The 20721-nt window shown below is 64.4% G+C and carries 17 protein-coding genes; 12 read left to right on the top strand and 5 right to left on the bottom strand.

Annotation, left to right across the window (positions count from 1 at the left end):
- Positions 1-272 precede the first annotated feature (272 nt).
- Together NKH03_RS09240 and NKH03_RS09235 are read left to right on the top strand one after the other, a co-directional pair.
- Positions 273-971: a GntR family transcriptional regulator gene (locus NKH03_RS09240; protein ID WP_352968150.1), complete on the top strand. Its 699-nt coding sequence runs from the start codon at positions 273-275 to the stop codon at positions 969-971.
- Between the two features lie 220 nt (positions 972-1191).
- Positions 1192-2547, top strand: a complete 1356-nt coding sequence (locus tag NKH03_RS09235) for a glutamine synthetase family protein (protein ID WP_352968149.1) — start codon at positions 1192-1194, stop codon at positions 2545-2547.
- A gap of 104 nt (positions 2548-2651) precedes the next feature.
- Here NKH03_RS09235 and NKH03_RS09230 read toward each other — a convergent pair whose 3' ends face one another.
- Positions 2652-3341, bottom strand: coding sequence for an SDR family NAD(P)-dependent oxidoreductase (locus tag NKH03_RS09230; RefSeq protein WP_352968148.1), 690 nt, complete (start codon positions 3339-3341; stop codon positions 2652-2654).
- A 154-nt stretch (positions 3342-3495) separates the two neighbouring features.
- On the bottom strand, positions 3496-4356 hold the full coding sequence (locus NKH03_RS09225) for a MurR/RpiR family transcriptional regulator (RefSeq protein WP_352968147.1): 861 nt from the start codon (positions 4354-4356) through the stop codon (positions 3496-3498).
- A gap of 180 nt (positions 4357-4536) precedes the next feature.
- On the opposite strand from NKH03_RS09225, the gene murA reads away from it, so the two are divergent.
- The 9 genes from murA to NKH03_RS09180 all read left to right on the top strand — a co-directional run bounded on the left by murA (position 4537) and on the right by NKH03_RS09180 (position 15316).
- On the top strand, positions 4537-5793 hold the full coding sequence (gene murA / locus NKH03_RS09220; protein ID WP_352968146.1) for a UDP-N-acetylglucosamine 1-carboxyvinyltransferase: 1257 nt from the start codon (positions 4537-4539) through the stop codon (positions 5791-5793).
- Positions 5790-6671 carry a glucosamine kinase nucleotide-binding domain-containing protein gene (locus NKH03_RS09215; RefSeq protein WP_352968145.1) on the top strand — a complete coding sequence of 294 codons (882 nt, stop codon included), beginning with the start codon at positions 5790-5792 and terminating at the stop codon, positions 6669-6671. Before murA ends, NKH03_RS09215 begins: the two co-directional genes overlap by 4 nt.
- Before the next feature lie 172 nt (positions 6672-6843).
- Positions 6844-7767, top strand: a complete 924-nt coding sequence (murQ, locus tag NKH03_RS09210; protein WP_352968144.1) for an N-acetylmuramic acid 6-phosphate etherase — start codon at positions 6844-6846, stop codon at positions 7765-7767.
- 98 nt (positions 7768-7865) lie between these two features.
- Positions 7866-9386: an ABC transporter substrate-binding protein gene (locus tag NKH03_RS09205; protein WP_352968143.1), complete on the top strand. Its 1521-nt coding sequence runs from the start codon at positions 7866-7868 to the stop codon at positions 9384-9386.
- A 34-nt stretch (positions 9387-9420) separates the two neighbouring features.
- Positions 9421-10380 carry an ABC transporter permease gene (locus tag NKH03_RS09200; RefSeq protein WP_352968142.1) on the top strand — a complete coding sequence of 320 codons (960 nt, stop codon included), beginning with the start codon at positions 9421-9423 and terminating at the stop codon, positions 10378-10380.
- A complete protein-coding gene (locus NKH03_RS09195) occupies positions 10380-11219 on the top strand; it encodes an ABC transporter permease (protein ID WP_352968141.1) in 840 nt (279 codons plus the stop codon). The genes NKH03_RS09200 and NKH03_RS09195 overlap by 1 nt, the downstream gene beginning before the upstream one ends.
- Positions 11216-12964: an ABC transporter ATP-binding protein gene (locus NKH03_RS09190; protein ID WP_352968140.1), complete on the top strand. Its 1749-nt coding sequence runs from the start codon at positions 11216-11218 to the stop codon at positions 12962-12964. Before NKH03_RS09195 ends, NKH03_RS09190 begins: the two co-directional genes overlap by 4 nt.
- A gap of 229 nt (positions 12965-13193) precedes the next feature.
- A complete protein-coding gene (locus NKH03_RS09185; protein ID WP_352968139.1) occupies positions 13194-14201 on the top strand; it encodes a serine hydrolase domain-containing protein in 1008 nt (335 codons plus the stop codon).
- The gene (locus NKH03_RS09180) at positions 14201-15316 is read left to right on the top strand and encodes an anhydro-N-acetylmuramic acid kinase (protein ID WP_352968138.1); all 1116 of its coding nucleotides are present in this window, start codon (positions 14201-14203) and stop codon (positions 15314-15316) included. The genes NKH03_RS09185 and NKH03_RS09180 overlap by 1 nt, the downstream gene beginning before the upstream one ends.
- Before the next feature lie 67 nt (positions 15317-15383).
- On the opposite strand, the gene NKH03_RS09175 is transcribed toward NKH03_RS09180, so the two are convergent.
- The 3 genes from NKH03_RS09175 to NKH03_RS09165 all read right to left on the bottom strand — a co-directional run bounded on the left by NKH03_RS09175 (position 15384) and on the right by NKH03_RS09165 (position 19073).
- A complete protein-coding gene (locus NKH03_RS09175) occupies positions 15384-15809 on the bottom strand; it encodes a GNAT family N-acetyltransferase (protein ID WP_352968137.1) in 426 nt (141 codons plus the stop codon).
- 67 nt (positions 15810-15876) lie between these two features.
- Positions 15877-17265, bottom strand: a complete 1389-nt coding sequence (locus NKH03_RS09170; RefSeq protein WP_352968136.1) for a sigma-54-dependent transcriptional regulator — start codon at positions 17263-17265, stop codon at positions 15877-15879.
- Positions 17262-19073, bottom strand: coding sequence for a sensor histidine kinase (locus tag NKH03_RS09165; protein ID WP_352968135.1), 1812 nt, complete (start codon positions 19071-19073; stop codon positions 17262-17264). The genes NKH03_RS09170 and NKH03_RS09165 overlap by 4 nt, the downstream gene beginning before the upstream one ends.
- 316 nt (positions 19074-19389) lie before the next feature.
- Here NKH03_RS09165 and NKH03_RS09160 point away from each other — a divergent pair, with 316 nt between their 5' ends.
- Positions 19390-20718 carry a dicarboxylate/amino acid:cation symporter gene (locus tag NKH03_RS09160; RefSeq protein WP_352968134.1) on the top strand — a complete coding sequence of 443 codons (1329 nt, stop codon included), beginning with the start codon at positions 19390-19392 and terminating at the stop codon, positions 20716-20718.
- Positions 20719-20721 lie beyond the last annotated feature (3 nt).

Genomic DNA, 20721 nt, shown 5'->3' with positions numbered 1-20721 from the left:
TTGTGGAGGTGTTCGAGAGCCGGCGCGATACACCAGACCGAATCCCGATGCGGTTGCGATAGCGCCGGAAGAACCGCGACCGTGTCTGGAAAAGTTTGCTGGCTGCAATGGCCGGCAGGGTGACGAGCCGGCTTGCCGCAACGATCGAAGCGTCTATCATGCGTCGATAAATCGCTGACTTGGCGTTCTCGCCGCGATCGGCCAGGCAGGATTATCCGCGGCTGTTGTCGTCAGGGTAGATTTCAGAACGAGTGAAGCAGCGCCCCCCGCCAATGGCCGACAAAACACAATTCGGGTTGACCGCCGTCGACACCGTTCCCTTACATGAGAAAGTCTATCTGGAACTCGTGCGGGCGCTGATGTCGGGCCAGTTCACGCCGGGCCAGAAGCTGACTTCACGCAAGCTCGCCAAGGAACTCGGCACCAGCGACATGCCGGTGCGCAGCGCCTTCATGCGGCTTCAGGCACTGCGGGCGCTCAGCCCCATGCCGAACGGCAGCGTCGAAGTGCCGGTCATTTCGGCCGAACGGTTTTCACAGCTGACCGCCGTGCGCACGATCCTCGAAGGCTCGGCGACCGAGCTTGCGACAAAACGCATCAACGGCAACAATCTGCGGACGATCCGACGCCACTGCACCGACCTGACCCTGGCGGCGCGCAAGGGCGATATCGACGATTACCTGCGCAAGAACCACGACTTCAAATTCTCGATCTATCGCCATTGCGGCAACGAGCAGATGATCTTCCTGATCGAGACCGTCTGGATGCAGGTCGGCCCGTTTCTCAGGAACCTTGCCATGGGCTTCGAGGATGACCTCGCCTCCATTCTCGACATCGACCATCACGAGGAAGTCGTCGCGGCGATCGAGGCCCAGGATGGCGAGCGAGCGCGTGCGGCCATCGTGCGTGACATCGATGAAGGCGCCGCGCACATCCTGCAGCAGGCCAGATTTCCGGAAATCAGAACCTGAAGTCGCCCCTTGGCTTTCCGCCCTCTTACCTCTATGTTGCGATCGCAGATCGCGCAATTGGTTTTGAAATGCCTCCCGACATCCCAGCTAGTGAATTGAAAAAATAAGGAAAAAGCCCTTGGCGGCAGCCAGGTCTGTTTTCCAAAACTCACAAGCTATCTTTACCAGGGACAGTGCAGCCGATGAGGCTGCGGCACCTTCAAAAACCAGAGGTTATAAATTGAGCGATGCAATTGCGGACGTTTTGAACTGGCTTGAAAGCAGGACCGACATCCAGAGTCTGAGGGCGGCGGTGTGCGACCTCAACGGCATCATGCGTGGCAAACGCATTCCGGTCGAGCAGGCAAGGAAGGCGCTGGAAGGCAAGCTGCGCATGCCTTATTCGCTGATCGGGCTCGACATCTGGGGCGAGGATATCGAAGGCAACACCCTGGTGTTCTCGACCGGCGATGCCGATGGACTGTGCCAATGGACGGGGCGCGGCATTCTGCCGGTCGCTTGGACGGCGCATCCGACGGCGCTCATCCCGCTCTGGCTTGCCGACGAAACCGGCGCGCCCTATCTCGGCGACCCGCGACGGGCGCTGGCCCGAATCCTCGATCGCTACAAGGCTTTGGGCCTGACCCCGGTCGCGGCAACGGAACTCGAATTCTACCTCGTCGATCCGCAATCGCAGCGGCCGGTCGGACCTGTCTCGCCGGTGACCGGGCGCCGTCTCGATTCCGACGCGGCGCTGTCGATCGACGAGATCGACGACTTCGAATCCTTCATCCATGACGTCTACGAGGCTTGCCGGACGCAAGGCATTCCCGTCGACACGGCCATCGCCGAGAACGGTGTCGGTCAGTTCGAGATCAATCTGAACCATGTCGCGGACGCCTTGCGGGCTGCCGACGATGCGGTGCTGTTCAAGCGCACGGTGAAGGGCATTGCCCGCAAGCACGGCTTTGCCGCCTGCTTCATGGCCAAGCCGTATGGCGACCGGGCCGGCAACGGCTTTCACGTCCATTTCAGCCTGGTCGACGCCGAAGGGCGCAACGTCTTCGACGACGGCACCGACCAGGGCTCGGAGATCATGCGCCATGCGGTCGGCGGCCTGCTTGCGGCGATGGCCGAGAGCACGCTGGTGTTCGCACCACACTTCAATTCATACCGCAGGCTACGCCCACGATCCTATGCGCCGACCGCCGTCGCCTGGGGTTATGAGAACCGCATGGTGGCGATCCGCATTCCCGGCGGACCGACCGGTGCGCGCCGTATCGAGCATCGCGTTTCGGGAGCGGACGCCAATCCCTACCTGGTGCTTGCCGCCATACTGGGCGCCGCACTGACAGGCATTGAAAGACAAATATCGCCAGGCGATCCGATCCGCAGTGACGGTCAGGGACTTCCCCCGGCAAAGCTGCCGCCGGACTGGGCGTCGGCGATCGCCGCCTTTGAAAGCGGGGCGCATGTGGCGGAGATCTTTCCGGCGATCCTGCGCGACTCCTTCGTTGCCTGCAAACGCCAGGAGCTGAATACGTTCGCGCTGAATGTCAGCGATTTCGAGATCGAGACCTATCTCGAAAGCGTTTAGGTCCGACTGACCGAAAGCGCCGGCATTCGGTCCGGCCACCCTCCGAGTCGCTGAAAAGCAAGTGCTTGCACGACGCGGTCGCCCCTGGGCGATCCGCTGAATCGTCAAAACGTCTCGACCCAGGGCCGCAGCTCGAGCTCCGAGCTCCAGGCGCTGCGATGCTGGCGATGGGTCGCGAGATAGGCCTCGGCGATGGCGTCCGGCGACAGGCGGCGGTCCGGCCGGTCGGGATCGGCTGCCTGACCGGGCGGCTCGATCACCCCGTCGATGATGAAGTGGGCGACGTGGATGTTCTTCGGGGCGAGTTCGCGGGCCATGGACTGCGCCAGGCCGCGCAGGCCGAATTTCGGCATGGCAAAGCCGGCCGAGCCGGAAAATCCCTTCACACTGGCTGTGGCGCCGGTGAACAGGATCGATCCGGAACCCCGGACCAACAGCCGGCGCGCCGCCTGCTGGCCGACCAGGAAGCCGCCATAGGCGCCGACCAGCAATGCCTGTTTGACCGCTTCGGTATCGAGTTCGGCGATCGGGCCGCGCGTGCGCGCGCTGGCATTGAAAACCACGAGCGCCAGCGGGCCGGCCTTGTCGGCGGCGTCGAACAGCTTGGCGACGGACGCGGCGTCGGCGACATCCGTCTCGACGGCCAGCGCACCGGTCTCGTCGACCAGAGCGCTCAGCTTCTCCACGTTGCGGGCGGCCAGAACCACGCGAAAGCCTTCCCGGGTGAGAAGGCGCGCAAGCGAAGCGCTCAGACCAGCGCCGGGGCCTGCAATGACGGCCACATCGGATGTCATGATTTTTCTCTCCCTGCGGATTTCGGCGGATGCGTTTCGCCTGATCAGGCAGGGTCGCGCCTTTGCGGGTGACAGGCAAGAGATGGCATTGCTGCAGCTGTTGCGCCAGACGGCCGCAGGACCGGCGTTGCGCGGTCCGGTATCGTCTATGGCGTTACGAAGGCCGTTCCGCCTTCAGCACCGAAACCGCCACTTCGCTGTTGTGAACGTACTCATTGGCATCCGGCTGCTTCTGTACCAGCAGGATGAACAACAGGTCCGTCAGCGTCAGCTGTGCGTCGCGCGCGGTGATGGAGGAGGAGCGCGCACGCTCCTCGTCGGCGATGGTGTAGAGGCGGATGTCGGCGACCCGGCTCAGCGGATTGTCGTGCAGGCCGGTGACGGCGATCACCATCGTGCCGCGCTTGCGGGCAAGCTCGGCGATGCGCAAGGTTTCGATGCTGGCGCCGGAATAGGAGAGTGCGAACAGCACGTCATCAGGCCCGAGCGTCGAGACATTGGCCATCTGGATGTGGCTGTCGCTGTCATGCATGACATTGCGGCCGAGCTTCATCAGCTTGTAGGAGAAATCGCGCGCCACCAGCGAGGAAGCGCCGACGCCGACCAGATGGATGCGGCGCGCGCCATCCAGCAATTCCAACGTCCTGGAGATGATGCGCTCGCTGTTGGCGACGATCGTCCGCTGCATCGACAGGAGCTTGCTGCCGATCAGCTTCTTCAAAATGACCTGATGGTTGTCGCCGACCTCGATCGAGCCGTGGATCATGCCGGCCGGCACCTGCCACTCCCGCGCCTTGGCCTCGCTGACGGCGAGCTTGAGCTCCTGATAGCTGGCATAGCCGAGCTTCTGGCTGAACTTGACGACGCTCGACTGGCTGCGTCCGATCTCGGCCGCGAGGGCGGCCGTCGACAGGCGCAGCATCTGGTCGGGATTGTCGACGATGTACCGGCCGATCTCACGATCGCCGGGCGCCATGCCGTCGAGCTTCACATTGATCCTGTTCAGGACGGACACGGGATTTCCTCGCGCTTTCAGGTGCCGGCTCAAGGAATAAAATATTCCAATTCCGATTGACAGCCAAGAACGTAGAATTAATTCTCGAACTGGGCCGAGCCAACATCCGGGATTCGGAGCAGTATCTCCGGAGAAAGCCGCCCGAGTATGGCCGGCTTTCGTCGCACAAGGTTTCAGCCCATGGACAGATTGCGGATCGTCGGCGGACAAAGATTGGAAGGCGCGGTCACCATATCCGGCGCCAAGAACGCCGCCTTGCCGCAGATAGCGGCGGCGCTGCTCAGCCCCTACCCGCTCGAACTGACCAATCTGCCTGATGTGACCGATGTCGAAAACATGCTCGGCGTGGTGCGGCTTCATGGCGCCGAAGTGACACGATCGGCGCATGCCGCGACGATCGACACCAGTGCCGCCGTTTCCAAGGAGACGTCCTACGATACGGTCAGGAAGATGCGGGCGACGGTGCTCGTCCTGGCGCCGCTGCTGGGCCGGTTCGGCCATGCCCGGGTTTCGCTGCCGGGCGGCTGCGCGATCGGCGCGCGGCCGGTCGACATGCATGTCGCGGCACTCGCCGCACTGGGCGCTGGGATTGCCATCGAGAACGGCTCGATCGTCGCATCAGCGCCGAACGGGCTGACCGGCACGCGCATTGTCCTGAGCTCACCGTCGGTCGGCGCGACGGAAACCGCCATGATGGCCGCGACCACGGCCAAGGGAGAAACCGAGATCCTCAACGCGGCGCGCGAACCCGAAGTGGCTGATCTCGCCGCTTGCCTCAACGCGATGGGCGCCAGCATCGAAGGCGCCGGTACGCACCGCATCCTGATTGCCGGCGACACGATTTGGCATGCGGCCAGGCACGACATCATCCCGGACCGGATCGAGGCCGGCACCTATGCCATCGCCGCTGCGATCACCGGCGGCCAGCTCGAACTGACCCATGCCCGGCTCGAGCATATGGCCTCGGTGGTGCAATTGCTCGAGGCCACCGGCGTCAGCGTCTGGCCTGGCGACCGCGGGCTTATCGTCTCGCGCGATAGGCCGCTCAAGGCTGTCGATCTCACCACGGAACCCTATCCGGGGTTTCCGACCGACCTCCAGGCGCAGTTCATGGCGCTGATGTGCTGCGCCGACGGTGCTTCGCTGCTGCGTGAAACCATCTTCGAGAACCGCTTCATGCATGTTCCCGAACTGATGCGGCTTGGCGCCAACATCAAGCTGCAAAGCACCACGGCGCTGGTGCGCGGCGGCGAGAAACTGCATGGCGCGCAGGTGATGGCCACCGATCTGCGCGCATCGGTGTCGCTGGTGCTGGCGGCGCTTGTTTGCGAAGGCGAAACCACCATCAACCGGGTCTATCACCTCGATCGTGGTTATGAACAGCTGGACCGCAAGCTGCGCCTGTGCGGCGCCGACATCGAGCGGCTGAGCACATGAGCAGCGGCGCGGATTATTTCCTCGGCGTCGACGGCGGCGGTACCGGTTGCCGCGCCCGCATCGAGGACTCGGATGGAACCGTGCTGGGACATGGACTGTCGGGCCCGGCAACGACGCGGCTCGGCATAGACGTCGCCTGGGCGTCGGTCGCGAAGGCGTTTGGCACGGCGGTCGAAGAGGCGGGTTTCGGGGCTGCGGAGATCGCCCGGACCCACGCCGGCATCGGCCTTGCCGGCATCGGCCGCAAGGGCGCGCTGGAAGCCCTCAGGGCAATCTCGCATCCCTTCGCCAGCATCGATTTCGTCAGCGACGGAGTCGGCGCCTGCCTCGGCGCGCATTCGGGCCAGGACGGCGCCATCGTCATTGCCGGAACGGGCTCGATCGGCCTTGGCTTTGTGGAGGGCCGCGACCTGCGTGTCGGCGGCTACGGCTTTCCGATCTCCGACGAAGGCAGCGGTGCCGATCTCGGCCTGAAAGCCGTGCAGCTGGCGTTGCGCGCCCATGACGGCCGGCATGAGCGGACGGCACTTCTGGCCGAGGTAATGCAGCGTTTCGAGGACGATCCGATGGAAGCCGTCGCCTGGATGGACCGCGCCAGTCCCACGGACTATGCCGCGCTGGCGCCGATGGTGATGCGCCACGCCGACCAGGGCGATCCGGTCGGACGGCGCATCGTGCAAAGTGCGGCCGAGCAGATCGATACGCTGGTGCGGGTGCTGTTCGAGAAAGGCGCGCCGCGTGTGGCCTTGCTCGGCGGCCTCGCCAGCCCGCTCGAGCCCTGGCTCTCCCCCGATGTCCGGCGTCGCCTGAAGCCCGCCGACGGCGACGCGGTGTCGGGCGCGATCATCCTTGCCAAAAGACTCCTCGACGGACGGTAGTGTCTTGTCAGCGAAGGAATAAAATATTCCCAATTTCTGTTGACGATATGAATATTCAATTCTAAAAAGTTAACAGAGAAAACAGGGTAGCGACGACGGGTCCGTGTGCGTTTGCGCCGATCAGCGAGCCATGCTCATCCGGCTGTGCCGCATGGTTTTTGAAAGCATTGGGATGACCGAGCAAGGGTTGATGTCCGAGCTGGACCGGCTGGTTTCCGAGGGCCGGAACTCGAGGACGATGGACATCGATCTGCTGCCGACCGTCGACGTGCTGCGCAAGATCAACGACGAGGACAGGGCCGTCCCGGCGGCTGTCGAAAAGGTCGTGCCTGAAATCGCTGCCGCGGTGGACCGCATCGTGCTTGCCTTCAAGAAAGGCGCGCGTCTGATCTATATCGGCGCCGGCACCAGCGGCCGGCTGGGCGTTCTCGACGCCTCGGAATGCCCGCCCACCTTTGGTGTGCCCGAAGGCATGGTCGTCGGTCTGATCGCCGGCGGTCCCGACGCTCTGGTGCGGTCGACGGAAGGCGCCGAAGACGATCCGAAGATGGGCGCCAGGGCATTGCAGGACATTGACCTCACATCAGACGACGTCGTGGTCGGCATCGCGGTCAGCGGACGCACGCCCTATGTCATCGGCGGGCTGAACTATGCCCGGCAGGTGGGCGCAACGACGGTTGCCCTGTCCTGCAATCCGGCCTCGACGATTGCCGGCATCGCCCACATCGCCATCTCGCCGGTCGTCGGCCCGGAAGTGCTCACGGGCTCTACCCGGCTGAAGTCGGGAACCGCGCAGAAGCTGGTGCTCAACATGCTGACCACCGCTTCGATGATCCGCATCGGCAAGAGCTATCAGAACCTGATGGTCGACCTTAACCCGTCGAACAAGAAGCTTGTCGCCAGGGCGATCAGGATCGTCATGCAGACGACCGGCTGTGGGGCGCAGCAGGCCAAGCAGGCGCTCGGCCAGACCGGCAACGATGTGAAGCTGGCGATCCTGGTGACGATCACCGGCATGGGTGTCGAGGAGGCGCGAGCGGCTCTCGGCAAGGCCGGAGGCTTCCTGCGAAAGGCAATCAGCGACAAGACAGCGTGAAGCCGCATAGACTGGGCCGATAGTCCAAAGCATGAGTGTCTTGGAAGCAGTCGGCGGAAACCGCAAGGCATCGAGTTCAAACAAAATGGGAGACGAGAATGGTTCATCTCACAAGAAAGCTGCTGTCGGGCATTACGCTGGCCGCGATGCTCGGCGTGGCCGCGGTCTCAACGCAAGCGAGTGCTGCAACGCTGCATATGGCCTGGTCGCAGGACGCAACCGGGCTTGACCCGCACAAGCAGACGGCGTTTTCGTCGCTGCGGCTCTTGGAGCTGATCTATGAGCCGCTGGTGCGTGTCGATGCCAGCCTGCGGATCATCCCCGCCATCGCCACCTCCTGGGAGTTCTCCAAGGACGGCAAGGAGCTGACCTTCAAGCTCGACCCCAAGGCAAAATTCCAGGACGGCGCCGCCGTGACCTCGGCCGACGTCAAGGCATCGTTCGAGCGTATCCTCGACGAGAAGACGGGGGCTGCGGCACGTGCCAACTTCCTGTCGATCGCCAGCATCGATACGCCGGATGCGGCGACCGTCGTGTTCCAACTTTCGCAGCCGGATGCGCCGATCCTGACGGCAATGAGCGACGTCAACGCGGCCATCGCCCCGGCAAGCGAAATCAAGGCCGGCTCGATCGGCACCAAGGCTTTGGGCTCCGGACCCTTCAAGCTCGACAAATGGGACCCCAATGCCAAGGAAGTCTTGAGCGCCAACAAGGATTGGGCCGGGGGTGCGACCGGCGTCGACGGCATCGAGATCAGCGTGCTGCCGGACGAAGCGGCGATCCTGGCCGCCATGCGCACCAAGCAGATCGATTTCGCGCTGCTCAACGACCCGCTCGTCGCCACGCTGGTGCCCAGGGAACCCAGCCTGCAACTGAACCGGGTGCCGGTGCTCGCCTACCACGTGCTGCAGCTCAACCCGTCGCGCAAGCCGATGACCGAGCTCAAGGTGCGCCAGGCCATCTCCTGCGCCATCGACCGGCAGGAGGTGCTGGATACCGCTTCGCTCGGCGAAGGCAAGGTGACCGGACCGCTGACCATCCCTGCTCTGGCGACCGACCCAAGCCAGTTGTTCTGCTACAAGCGCGACGTCGAAAAGGCCAAGAAGCTGATGCAAGAGGCCGGCTATGCCGACGGCTTTTCGGCGACGGTGATCGGCGCGACCGGCGAACCGCCGACGGCGGCGGCGGAAGCCCAGGTCATCCAGTCGCAACTGGCTGAAATCGGCGTCAAGCTGGACATCAAGATGATGGAGCTCAACGTCTATGTCGACGCCTGGCTGAAGGGCGACTTCGACATGGCGATCGCCTTGAACGGCGGCCGCGCCGATCCCTACACCATGTACAACCGTTACTGGACCAAGGCGGGCAATCTGCAGAAGGTGGCGAACTACATCGACGACACGCTCGACAGCCAGATGCAGCAGGGCCGCGCCGAGACCGATCCGGCAAAACGCAAGGCGATCTTCGCCGCGTTCGAGAAGCACCTCGCGGAAATGTCGCCGTGGATCTGGCTCTACACGTCCTACAGCTATACGGCCCAGCAGAAGAACATCGCCGGGTTCGTGCCGACGCCAACGGGTACGCTGTTCAGCCTGAGCAAGGTTACCATCCAGCAGTAGCCGCCGCAGGCATTGGACGAGAGGACTTCTTCGCGTGAACTATCTGATGCGACGACTGGCGACGTTTCCTCTCGTCCTGCTTGGCGTGTCCATCCTGGTCTTCGTGGCGATCCGGATGGTGCCGGGCGATTCGATCACGGCGATGCTGGGGACCGAAGCCGGGCTGCTGACGCCGGCACAGCGCGACTCGCTCGCCGCCTATTTCGGCATCGACCAGCCCTGGTTCGTCCAGTACTGGCGCTGGATAGGCGGCATCCTGCATGGCAATCTCGGCATCTCGGTCACCTATGGCAGGCCGGTGCTCGACGTCATCATCGAACGCTTCCCACTGACGCTCGAACTGGCCGTTCTGTCGATGGTCATCGCGCTCGCGGCCGGGCTGCCGGCCGGGATCTATGCCGCCACACACAATGAGAAACTGTCCGATCTGGGCGTGCGCATCGTGGCCATGATCGGCCAGTCGACGCCGAGCTTCGTGCTGGGCCTGCTGATCATCTACACGCTGTCGGCCGGCTTCGGCGTGCTGCCGGCGATGGGCGAATTCGCGCCGCTCTGGCAGGATCCCTTGCGCAATCTCAGCCAATTGATCCTGCCCGCCATCACGCTCGGCTTCGCCTTCGCCGCGTCGGTCACCCGTATATCGCGTTCGGCCATGCTCGACGTGTTGAGCGACGACTATGTGCGGACCGCGCGCAGCAAGGGCGCCTCGGCGCGCAGCGTCATCTGGCGGCACGCTCTGCCCAACGCGCTCATCCCGGTCGTGACGCTGAGCGGCATCGAGTTCGGCTACCTCCTGGGCGGCGCCGTCATCGTCGAGCAGATCTACGCCCTGCCCGGCCTCGGTCGCATGGTGCTGGATGCGATCCAGCAGCGCGACTACGCGCTGGTGCAGGGCAGCGTGCTGTTCATCGCCTTGAACTTCATGATCGTCAATCTCCTGGTCGATCTCGCCTATGTCGCGCTCGACCCGCGCATCCGGCTGGGAGAGTCCTGATGCGCATCCTGCGCGCCATCTTCGGCCATGGCAGCGGTCGCATCGGCGGCGTCATCGTCGGCGTCTATCTCACGGTCGCCATCCTCGGCATGCTGGGGCTGACGCCGCACAATCCCATCACGCAGTATCGCGTCGACCGGCTGCATTCGCCCAGCGGCGCCTATTGGATGGGCACCGATTTGTTCGGGCGTGATGTGGCCAGCCGGCTGATGGCAGGCGTCGGCCAGTCCTTCACGGTCGCCTTCTTCTCCGTGGCCTTCGCCACCCTTGCCGGCACCGTGCTCGGGCTGGCCGCCGCCTGGCTCGGACGCCGCTGGGACGGTGTTGTCATGCGGATCATGGACGTGCTGCTCGCCTTCCCGGCCATCCTGCTGGCGCTGCTCATCGTCACCGTCGCCGGACCCGGCACCTGGACCAGCATCGTTGCCATCGGCATCGTCTACACGCCGATCTTCACCCGCGTGGTGCGCGGCCCTGCTCTGTCGCTCAAGGCGCGCGAATTCGTCGATGCCGCACGCACCTTCGGCAGCAGTTCGAGCTACATCGTGACGCGCCACCTGCTGCTCAATCTGGTGGCGCCGTTGACCGTGCAGGTGACCCTGGCGCTGGCGTGGTCGCTTCTGACCGAAGCAGGCTTGAGCTTCCTTGGCCTTGGCACGCAGCCGCCGGCGGCCTCGCTCGGCCTGATGCTGAGCGACAGCCGCAATCTGATGGAGACCGCGCCCTGGCTGATGATCTTCCCGGGGCTGACGATCATGATCAGCATTCTCGGCTTCAACCTACTGGGCGACGCCTTGCGCGACATCCTCGACCCTAGGATGCGGAGGGCGCCGGCATGACCCCGCTGCTCTCCGTTCGCGACCTACGCGTCGGCTTTGGCCGCAATCCGCAAGCCAATGAGGTGGTGCGCGGCGTCAGCTTCGATCTCGCCGATGGCGAGACGCTGGCGATTGTCGGCGAAAGCGGCTCGGGCAAGTCCGTCACCGCGCTCTCGATCAATCGGCTCATCGATTTCGGCGGCGGCCGCATCACTGGCGGCGCCATGAAACTGAAACGCGCCGACGGCAGCCTTTTCGACCTGATGACCGCGACCGAGCCGCAACTGACCGGCATTCGCGGCGCCGAGATCGGGATGATCTTCCAGGAACCGATGACCTCGCTCAACCCGGTGCTGACCATCGGCTGGCAGATCGAGGAATCCTTTCGGCTGCACCGCGGCCTGACCGGAAGACAAGCCACGGCGGCGGCCAAGGATGCGCTCGACCGCGTGCGCATTCCCGATGCCGCGCGGCGGCTGAAATACACGCCCAACCAGCTGTCGGGCGGCATGCTGCAGCGGGTGATGATCGCCATTGCGCTGGCCTGCAATCCGCGCCTGCTGATCGCCGACGAGCCGACGACGGCACTCGACGTGACGGTGCAGGCGCAGATCATGGCGCTGCTTGCCGAACTGAAGCGCGAAACCGGCATGTCGATGATCTTCATCACGCACGACATCGGCCTGGTGGCCGGCATCGCCGACAAGGTGATGGTGATGCAGAACGGCCAGGCCGTCGAGCAAGGCGAGTTGAACCAGATCCTCGACAATGCGCGGCATCCGTATACGCAGCATCTGCTGCAGGACGTGCCGCATTTCACCAATGGCAGCACGACGCGTTCGGACGGACGGCGCGACAAGGGCGCGAGCCACGAGCCGGCCTTGAAGGTCGACGGCCTCGTGGTGCGGTTTCCGCTCAGGAGCAATTTCTTCAGCCGCGCCACGGGCGCGGTGCATGCCGTTGACGGCGTCGATTTCGACCTGATGCCAGGCGAGACGCTGGCCATCGTCGGCGAAAGCGGCTCGGGCAAATCGACCACCGCACGTGCGGTGCTGGGGCTGGTGCGGTCGACGCGCGGCAGCTTCTCGGTTGGCGCAAGAGAAGCTTCTGCGCAACAAAGCGCCCTGCCCGTGCAGATGGTGTTCCAGAATCCCTACGCCTCGCTCAATCCGAGGCTCAGCATCGAGAGCATTCTGGCCGAACCGGTGATCGCGACCGGCGGCCGGGTGGATGCCGGAACGCGGGCCAGGATGGCGAGCCTGCTGGAACGCGTCGGCCTGCCAAAAAACAGTCTCGAACGCTATCCCCATGAATTCTCCGGTGGCCAGCGGCAAAGGCTGTGCATCGCCCGCGCGCTGATGCTCAACCCTTCCGTCGTCGTTCTCGACGAAGCCGTGTCCGCCCTGGATGTCTCGGTACAGGCGAAAGTGCTGGAGCTTCTGGTCGACCTGCAGCGCGAGTTTGGGCTGGCCTACCTGTTCATCTCGCACGACATGGCGGTCGTCGAGCGGATCGCCCATCGCATTGCCGTCATCTATGCCGGCCAGATCGTCGAGATCGGCGACGCGACCTCGGTGCTGTCGAAGCCGAAGCATTCCTATACGAAGAAACTGATCGCCGCCGTTCCGACCATCGACCGGCGCCACGAACATTTCGAGCTCGACACGCGCCAGGTTCCCTCGCTCGTGCGCCCGCAGGGGTATGAGCCGGCACCGGCGAGGTGGGAGCAGTTTGGGCTGGATCATATGGCGAGGGTGGAGGTGTGATGAGTGGTGCGCAGGCACTTCTAAACTCGGAGGGACAGCACCCCCCTCTGCCCTGCCGGGCATCTCCCCCGCAAGGGGGGAGATCGGATGTCGCCACGGCTTTCGCCAATCTCCAACATTGGAAGGTTGGCGGAACATCAACGCTGCCAATCTCCCCCCTTGCGGGGGAGATGTCCGGCAGGACAGAGGGGGGTGTGACGGATCGCGGCCTCTCGGACGGAGGCCGACATTGAGCGACCTCCCCGAGCTCTTCAATCGCGCCTTCCAGCCCCTCGCAGCAGCGGTTTCCGCCAAGCGCATCCCCGGCGGCGTGCTCGGCATTGTCGACAAACATGGCGAACGCATCATCCGATCGATCGGCTCGGCGCAACTCGTGCCGAAGCCCCGCCCCATGCAGGACAACACCTGGTTCGACCTGGCATCGCTGACCAAGGTCATCTTCACCACACCGCGCATCCTGACGCTCGCGCAACAGGGCGTCATCGATCTCGATGCGCCGCTTACTTCCGCCCTGCCCGACCTTCGCCAGTATGATGCAAAGGCCTGGGAGCGGAACGTGACGTTTCGCCAGTGCCTCGGCCACCAGACGCCCTTTCCGGCTGTCGAGCCGATCTACACTTACGGGCGCGATCCCGACCTGCTGCGCGCCTTCATCCTGCAGCGCGAGTGGCGGGCCCGCGACCCCGTCTATTCCGACATCAACTTCATCCTGCTCGGTTTTGCGCTGGAGCGGCTGTCGGGAAAGACGATCCGGGAAATGGATCCCGGCCCCGGCTTTGCGTTCTCCGCCGACGCCGATGCGTCAGCGGCGACCGAGGACTGCACCTGGCGCCACCGCGTGCTGTCCGGCGAGGTCCACGACGACAATTGCTCGGCGCTGCAGGGCGCGGGTCACGCCGGCCTGTTCGGAACGGCCGCTTCGGTGCTGGATTTCGCGCAAGGACTATTGGATGGCAACGGCGCGTCCGAGCGTTCGATCGCGCTGATGCGCACGCCCTTGTCCGCCACCCGCACCCATGGCTGGGAGCGCCCCTATGCGGGCTGGTCCGGCGGGGCCTTGTGCAGCCCGGGAACCATCGGCCACACCGGCTTTACGGGCACCGGGCTGTGGATCGACTTCGACAGTGGCAAGGCCTGGACCTTGCTCACCAACCGGATCCATCCGACACGTCATTTCGATAGCGGCATCGTTTCGCTTCGGCAGGCGGTCGGCGATCTCGTCAATGGAGCTCAATAATGGAACCAATCTGGGCCGTCGGCCTGATGACCGGCACCGTGCTGGACGGAAACATCGACGTCGCGCTGATCAAGACCGATGGCGAACGGATCGACGATTTCGGCACCTATCGGCTGATGCCTTATCCCTCGTCGATCCGCACCCTGCTGGAAGAGACGCTGAAGCAGGCACGGGCCTGGAATTTTGTCGGGCCGGAGCCGGCGATTTTTCGCCAGGCGGAGGAAGCCCTGACGCGTGCCCAGTCGGCGGCGGTCAAGGAGCTGGTCGAAGGCTATGGCATGACGATGGCCGATATCGGCGTCGTCGGTTTTCACGGTCAGACCGTGTTGCATCGTGCGCCGCAGGTTGGACGTCTCGGCCAGACCCGGCAGCTCGGCGATGGCGAGCTGATGCACGCCCTGTTGGGCACCAAGGTCGCCTATGACTTCCGCTCGGCCGACATGCGCGCCGGCGGGCAAGGCGCGCCCTTGGCCGCGGCCTATCACACCGCGCTGATGCGCAGCGCCGGCGCCAATGGCGAGGTGGCGGTGCTCAATCTCGGCGGCGTCGCCAATATCACCTGGTGGGACGGAGCCGACAATGTCGTTGCCTTCGACACCGGCCCCGCCAATGCGCCGCTCAACGATTTCATCAAGTCGAAGGGACTGGGCGAAATGGACCGTGACGGCACGCTTGGCCAGGCGGGAACGGTGGACGAGGCAAGGCTCGCCAGGCTGTTGGAGCACCCCTATCTGAGCAAAGCCTATCCCAAATCACTGGACCGTTTCGACTTCGGCGCCGCGATGGCCGACGGCCTGGGCGCCGAGAATGGCGCGGCGCTGCTCACCGCCTTCACCGCCGCCGCCGTCGGCAAGGCGCTCGACCTTTTGCCGCACCGGCCGAAAAAGCTCGTGGTCAGCGGTGGCGGCCGTCACAACCCGACGATGATGGCGATGCTGGCCAGCCGAGCCGGCGTCGAGGTGGTGCAGGCGGAAAGCCTGGGCTGGAGCGGTGACGCGGTGGAGGCGGAGTGCTTCGCCTTCCTCGCGGTTCGCGTGCTGCGCGGCCTGCCGATCAGTTTTCCAAGCACCACCGGTGTGCCGCAGCCGATGCGCGGCGGAAAGCTTGCCGGATAAAGTCTTTTTGTTTGACGCAATTCCCAAGGGAAGGCCGCTTTACACTTTTCCTGGAATTGCTGATCAATCAGCCAACCAGCTTCTTCTGCAGGAAAATGCGGCTGCGGCCGACGGGAAAATCGGCAAGCGCGCCAAACGGCTGATAACCCTGGCGCTGATAAACCTTGGCGGCATTCGGATTGAAGGTATCAATCCAGGCGTTCTGGCAGCCGCGCACCATCGCTTCCTGCTCAGCCGCGTCGAGCATCTTGCCGGCCATGTGCTGGCCGCGCAGCCTTTCATCGACCCACAGCCATTGCACGTAAAGCCAGCCCCAGGCGGTGTAACCCGAAATGCCGGCGACGACCGCGCCGGCGTCGTCGCGCACGAACACCGCCAGGGCCTTCCTTTCGGAAGCGCCGATATCGCTGTCGTTGAACGCCGTCAGACGCTCGCCGAGAAAGGCGAGTTCTTCCGGCAAGGGGTTTGCCGTCGTTTCAAGTGTCGTGTTCATGGCTCTTTCCGAAATGCGCGACGGGATAAAAACTAGCGTTACGAAGGGCAGCGCACTTGCGCAATTTCTATATCTGTCCGCGAGGTTGCGCATCCGCGTCGCCGCCATTGCGGAATTCAGACGCGGCGATGCCGTAGCGCTTGAGCTTGTCGTAGAAGGTCTTGCGCGGTACGCCGAGTGCGTCGATGGCGCCGCGCACATCGCCGCCATGGTCGCGCAGCGCATCGCGGATGAGTTGCGCCTCATAGTGACCGACCCGTTCGGGCAGTGTTGCCGCGAGCTCCGGCAAGTGTGCGGAGGCCGCTTTCGTCTCATCCTCTGGACCAAAGCCGAGTGCGACGCGATCGGCAAAATGGGCAAGCTCGCGCACATTGCCCGGCCAGGCGTGCGACTGGAGATGATCGCTGACCGCGGCGTTCACCTTGGCGATTGGCCGGCCGAACCGTTCCGAGGCCTTGCCGAGGAAATGCCCGAACAGCATCGGGATGTCGCCGCGCCGCTCGCGCAGGGGCGGGATGCGCAGCGTCACCACGTTGAGGCGAAAATACAAATCCTCGCGAAAATCGCCGCGCTGGTCCGGCCGGCCGAGATCGACCTTGGTCGCCGCGACAACCCTGAGGTCGACGCGGCGGGTCTCGTTCGAGCCAAGCGGGGTGACGCTGCGCGTTTCGAGGACCCTCAGCAGCTTGACCTGGAGGGCCGGCGGCATGGATTCAATCTCGTCGAGAAACAGCGTGCCACCGCTGGCATGCTCGATGCGGCCTATCCGCCGCCGCTGCGCGCCGGTGAACGCGCCGGCCTCATGGCCGAACAGTTCGCTTTCGATGACTGTCTCCGGCAGCGCGCCGCAATTCAGCGCCACGAAGGGTTTTGCGCGCCGCCGCCCCCATCTGTGCAGGAGGTCCGCCACCACTTCCTTGCCGGTTCCGGTCTCTCCTTCGACCAGCACGTCGACATCCATGTCGGCGATCTGGCGCAAAGTCTCGCGCAGGCGGCGGATGGCAGGCGCTTCACCGATCAGCGGCAGACCGTCGGCGGCTTGTGCGGCGGCCTCGCGCAGGCGCCGGTTCTCCATCACCAGCCGCCGCTTCTCCGATGCCCGTTTCAGCGCCTCGACAAGGCGATCTCCGGCATAGGGTTTCGGAATGAAATCGTAGACGCCGTCCTTGAGCGCGGCGACCGCAAGATCGACATCGCCATGCCCGGTGACCAGGATCACGGGTATGTCCGGATCGATCGCCTTGATGCGGTCGAACAGCTGCAGACCGTTCATGCCCGGCATGCGGATGTCGCTGACGACCACGCCTTCGAAATTCCTGTCGACGACACCAAGCGCGGCCTCGGCGGCATCGAGCGCGACCACGGTGAAGCCGGCAAGCTCCAGCAATTGCGTGGTGGCGTGAAGCAGATCCGCATCGTCGTCGACGAGTGCCACTAGCCCTGATCGGTCCGTCATTCTATCCGCCTCAGGTCGATGGTGAAGGATGCGCCGCTGGCGCTGGCGGGATCGAGCCGCAGCGTGCCGCCCAGTTCCTGGGCGATCTCCTGCGAAATCACCAGCCCGAGACCGAGCCCCTTCTCCTTCGTGGTCTGGAACGGCATGAACAGATTGCCGGCCGCCTCTGGACCGAGACCAGGGCCGTTGTCGCGCACCGAAATCAGCACCCGATCGTCGCGCTCGGCCAGTTCAATCTCGATGCGGGGATCAGGCTGGTCCTTCATGGCGTCGAGCGCATTTTGCAATAAATTGACCAGGATCTGCTCCAGCCGGATGCGGCTCGCCATGACGACCGGCGACGCGTTGCCGCGCGGCTTGACGATGGTCACGCCGGAATCGCGGATGCGGCCGGACAGCAGCGACAGCGCGCCGTCGATCGCCTCGCGCACCGGTAAGGGCGAGGCAGCGACACCCGGCCGGCGGGCAAAGGTGCGCAATGTGCTGGTGATCGCGCCGATGCGTTCGGTCATCGACACGATCGACGTCAGATTGCCGCTGGCCGGTTCGGTCTTGCCGCTGTCGAGAAAGCGGCCGGCATTCTCGGCATAGGTGCGGATGGCGGCGACCGGCTGGTTGATTTCGTGCGCCACGCCGGCCGCGATCTGGCCGAGAATGGAAAGCCGGTTGGCCTGGGCGAGATCGTCGCGCAGCCGGCGGACCTTGGCTTCGGCATTCTCGCGCTCGGCGATTTCGCCGGCAAGTGCGGCGTTGGAGCGCGTCAGCTCGGCCGTCCGCATGCTGACCCGGCTCTCCAGTTCGACATTCATCCGCGCCAGCGCTTCCTGTCTCAGCAGGCGGGCGCGCCGGCGCCGGGTCAGCACGAAGGTTAGCAAGCCCATCAGCAGCAAGCCGAGCAGCGTGGTGAGGCGCGCCGTGTTGGCGGCGGCGGAGAGTGCCGCATCGGCGGGCGTCAGCAGCCAGAGACGCCAACCGGGGACAGCACCGGGCAGGTCCTGCACCACCTCAACGAACCGACGCTGCTTGCCGGCGCTGTCGATCGTGGCCAGACCGTCACCAGCGCCGCGTCGGATCGGCAAGGGTTCGAAGCCGGCATCGGCCAGCTGAAGCTGCTCGTGGGCAGCGGCCGCGTCCTTCGCCGACAGTGGCGCCAGAGCATGAAACCGCCAGTCGGGCTGGCTGGTGGCCAGCACCACGCCGCGTTCATCGGTGACGAAGACGAGAAAGCCGCTGGATCGCCAATTGGCTTCGACGCGGTCTAGCTCGACCTTCAACACCGCAACGCCAAGCGGCTTGCCGCCATCGTCGACCCGGCTGGCTAGGTAAAGGCCTGGCTTGCCACTGATCGTGCCGAGGCCATATTGGCTGGCGGCACCCTTCGCCATGGCCTCCTGAAAATAGTGCCGAAAATTATAGTCGATGCCGACAAAGCTGGTCGGCTCACCGGCATTGCTGGCTGATATGGCGATGCCTGCCGTATCGATGACATAGATGGCGGACGCCGAGGCATCGCCGGCAATCGCCTTGAGCTTGTCGTCGAGGGCCTTTTCTTGCATTTTTCCGGCTCGGCGCAGAGCGCCCCGCACAGCGTCGTCTCGTGCCAGCACCAACGGAACCAGACGCTGCTTTTCGATTTCGCCGGTCAGCGTCCCCGCCGCCAGCGGCAGGGCCGCAAGCGCTGTGTCGCGCAGATTGCCTGCCGCTTGGCCGGAGGCAATGCTCCCGGCAATTGCGATCGCGCCGGCCAGAAATACGAGGGCGACGACCACGACAAGCCAGCGGCCATCGCGCGCGGCCTCGCGCAGCAATTCACGGCCGGCAAATCCAGGGGAGCCACTGTCGGTACCTGCTTGCGACGTCTGCCCTCTCCTCTTCCTCCCAGCCCTCCGGCTTCGCGGCCAGTGTAATGCGAAAATCCGCCCAGGCAAACGCTGCTTGTGCGGAAATCCGCACAGGCATTGCCCGCATGGCCTCTGACAAAGGCGGAAACCCTGGGATTCCGGCCTTTTCCCGATCTGGCACGACGCTTGCAAAAGTCCTTGCAGCGGCGTGCGACCGGAGCGCCGCGATGGGAGAAGTCACGCAGGGCGGTCCATTTTCGCCCATCCGGCCAGGGAGAGTTCGATGCACATCGCAGATCATTCAGGCGCGGCTTCCGCGCGGCGCAAGCCTTTCTATGCCCAACTCTACGTGCAGGTGCTCGTCGCGATCACCGTCGGCATCCTGCTCGGTCACTTCTCTCCGTCGGTCGGCGAGAGCATGAAGCCGCTCGGCGACGCCTTCATCAAGCTGGTCAAGATGATCATCGCCCCGGTCATCTTCCTGACGGTGACGACGGGAATTGCCGGCATGAGCGACCTGCAGAAGGTCGGGCGTGTCGCCGGCAAGGCGATGCTCTACTTCCTCACCTTCTCGACGCTGGCGCTTGTCATCGGCCTTGTCGTGGCCAATGTCGTGCAGCCGGGCGCCGGCTTCAACATCGACCCGGCGACGCTCGATGCCTCGACCGTAAGCACCTATGCCGCAAAGGCGCACGACCAGTCGGTCACCGGCTTCCTGATGAACATCATCCCGACGACGATCGTCGGTGCCTTCGCCGACGGCGACATCCTGCAGGTATTGTTCTTCTCGGTGCTGTTCGGCATTGCGCTGGCGCTGGTCGGCGACAAGGCAACGCCCGTCCTCAATTTCCTGCAAGCGCTGACGACGCCGATCTTCAAGCTGGTCAGCGTGCTGATGAAGGCAGCCCCTATCGGAGCCTTTGGCGCCATGGCATTCACCATCGGCAAATACGGCATCGGCGCGGTCATCAACCTCGCCATGCTGGTCGGCACCTTCTACGTGACGTCGTTTCTGTTCGTCTTCGTCGTGCTGGGTGCTGTCTGCCGCTACAACGGGTTCTCGATCCTGGCGCTGATCCGCTACATCAAGGAAGAGCTGCTGCTGGTGCTGGGCACCTCCTCGTCCGAGGCAGCCCTGCCCTCGCTGATGGAGAAGATGGAGAAGGCCGGCGCCAAGCGCTCGGTGGTCGGTCTGGTCATTCCGACCGGCTATTCCTTCAACCTCGACGGCACCAACATCTATATGACGCTGGCTGCGCTGTTCATCGCGCAGGCAACCAACATTCACCTGTCGATGGGCGACCAGATCCTGCTGCTGCTGGTTGCGATGCTTTCGTCCAAAGGCGCCGCCGGCATCACCGGGGCAGGCTTCATCACGCTTGCCGCCACGCTTTCGGTGGTTCCGGCGGTGCCGGTCGCCGGCATGGCGCTGATCCTCGGCGTCGACCGCTTCATGTCGGAATGCCGGGCGCTGACCAACTTCGTCGGCAACGCCGTCGCCACGCTGGTGGTGGCGCGCTGGGAAGGCGAACTCGACGAGGCCAAGCTGGCGAGAGCCCTGGCGGGCACGGCGGACGACAGCCTTCCGGCGGACGTCGTTCCCGCCGAGTAATCC

The organism is Mesorhizobium sp. M1406 (assembly GCF_040317555.1).
Taxonomy (GTDB): domain Bacteria; phylum Pseudomonadota; class Alphaproteobacteria; order Rhizobiales; family Rhizobiaceae; genus Mesorhizobium.
Note: the sequence above shows the minus strand (reverse complement) of the source record. Positions and strands in the feature narration are given on the sequence as shown.

Excerpts from the sequence above, each read along its gene's own strand:
- NKH03_RS09240 (WP_352968150.1), top strand. The coding sequence starts at position 273 with ATGGCCGACAAAACACAATTCGGGTTGACCGCCGTCGACACCGTTCCC.
- NKH03_RS09230 (WP_352968148.1), bottom strand. The coding sequence starts at position 3,341 with ATGACATCCGATGTGGCCGTCATTGCAGGCCCCGGCGCTGGTCTGAGC.
- murA (WP_352968146.1), top strand. The coding sequence starts at position 4,537 with ATGGACAGATTGCGGATCGTCGGCGGACAAAGATTGGAAGGCGCGGTC.
- NKH03_RS09215 (WP_352968145.1), top strand. The coding sequence starts at position 5,790 with ATGAGCAGCGGCGCGGATTATTTCCTCGGCGTCGACGGCGGCGGTACC.
- murQ (WP_352968144.1), top strand. The coding sequence starts at position 6,844 with ATGACCGAGCAAGGGTTGATGTCCGAGCTGGACCGGCTGGTTTCCGAG.
- NKH03_RS09205 (WP_352968143.1), top strand. The coding sequence starts at position 7,866 with ATGGTTCATCTCACAAGAAAGCTGCTGTCGGGCATTACGCTGGCCGCG.
- NKH03_RS09195 (WP_352968141.1), top strand. The coding sequence starts at position 10,380 with ATGCGCATCCTGCGCGCCATCTTCGGCCATGGCAGCGGTCGCATCGGC.
- NKH03_RS09190 (WP_352968140.1), top strand. The coding sequence starts at position 11,216 with ATGACCCCGCTGCTCTCCGTTCGCGACCTACGCGTCGGCTTTGGCCGC.
- NKH03_RS09180 (WP_352968138.1), top strand. The coding sequence starts at position 14,201 with ATGGAACCAATCTGGGCCGTCGGCCTGATGACCGGCACCGTGCTGGAC.
- NKH03_RS09175 (WP_352968137.1), bottom strand. The coding sequence starts at position 15,809 with ATGAACACGACACTTGAAACGACGGCAAACCCCTTGCCGGAAGAACTC.
- NKH03_RS09170 (WP_352968136.1), bottom strand. The coding sequence starts at position 17,265 with ATGACGGACCGATCAGGGCTAGTGGCACTCGTCGACGACGATGCGGAT.
- NKH03_RS09160 (WP_352968134.1), top strand. The coding sequence starts at position 19,390 with ATGCACATCGCAGATCATTCAGGCGCGGCTTCCGCGCGGCGCAAGCCT.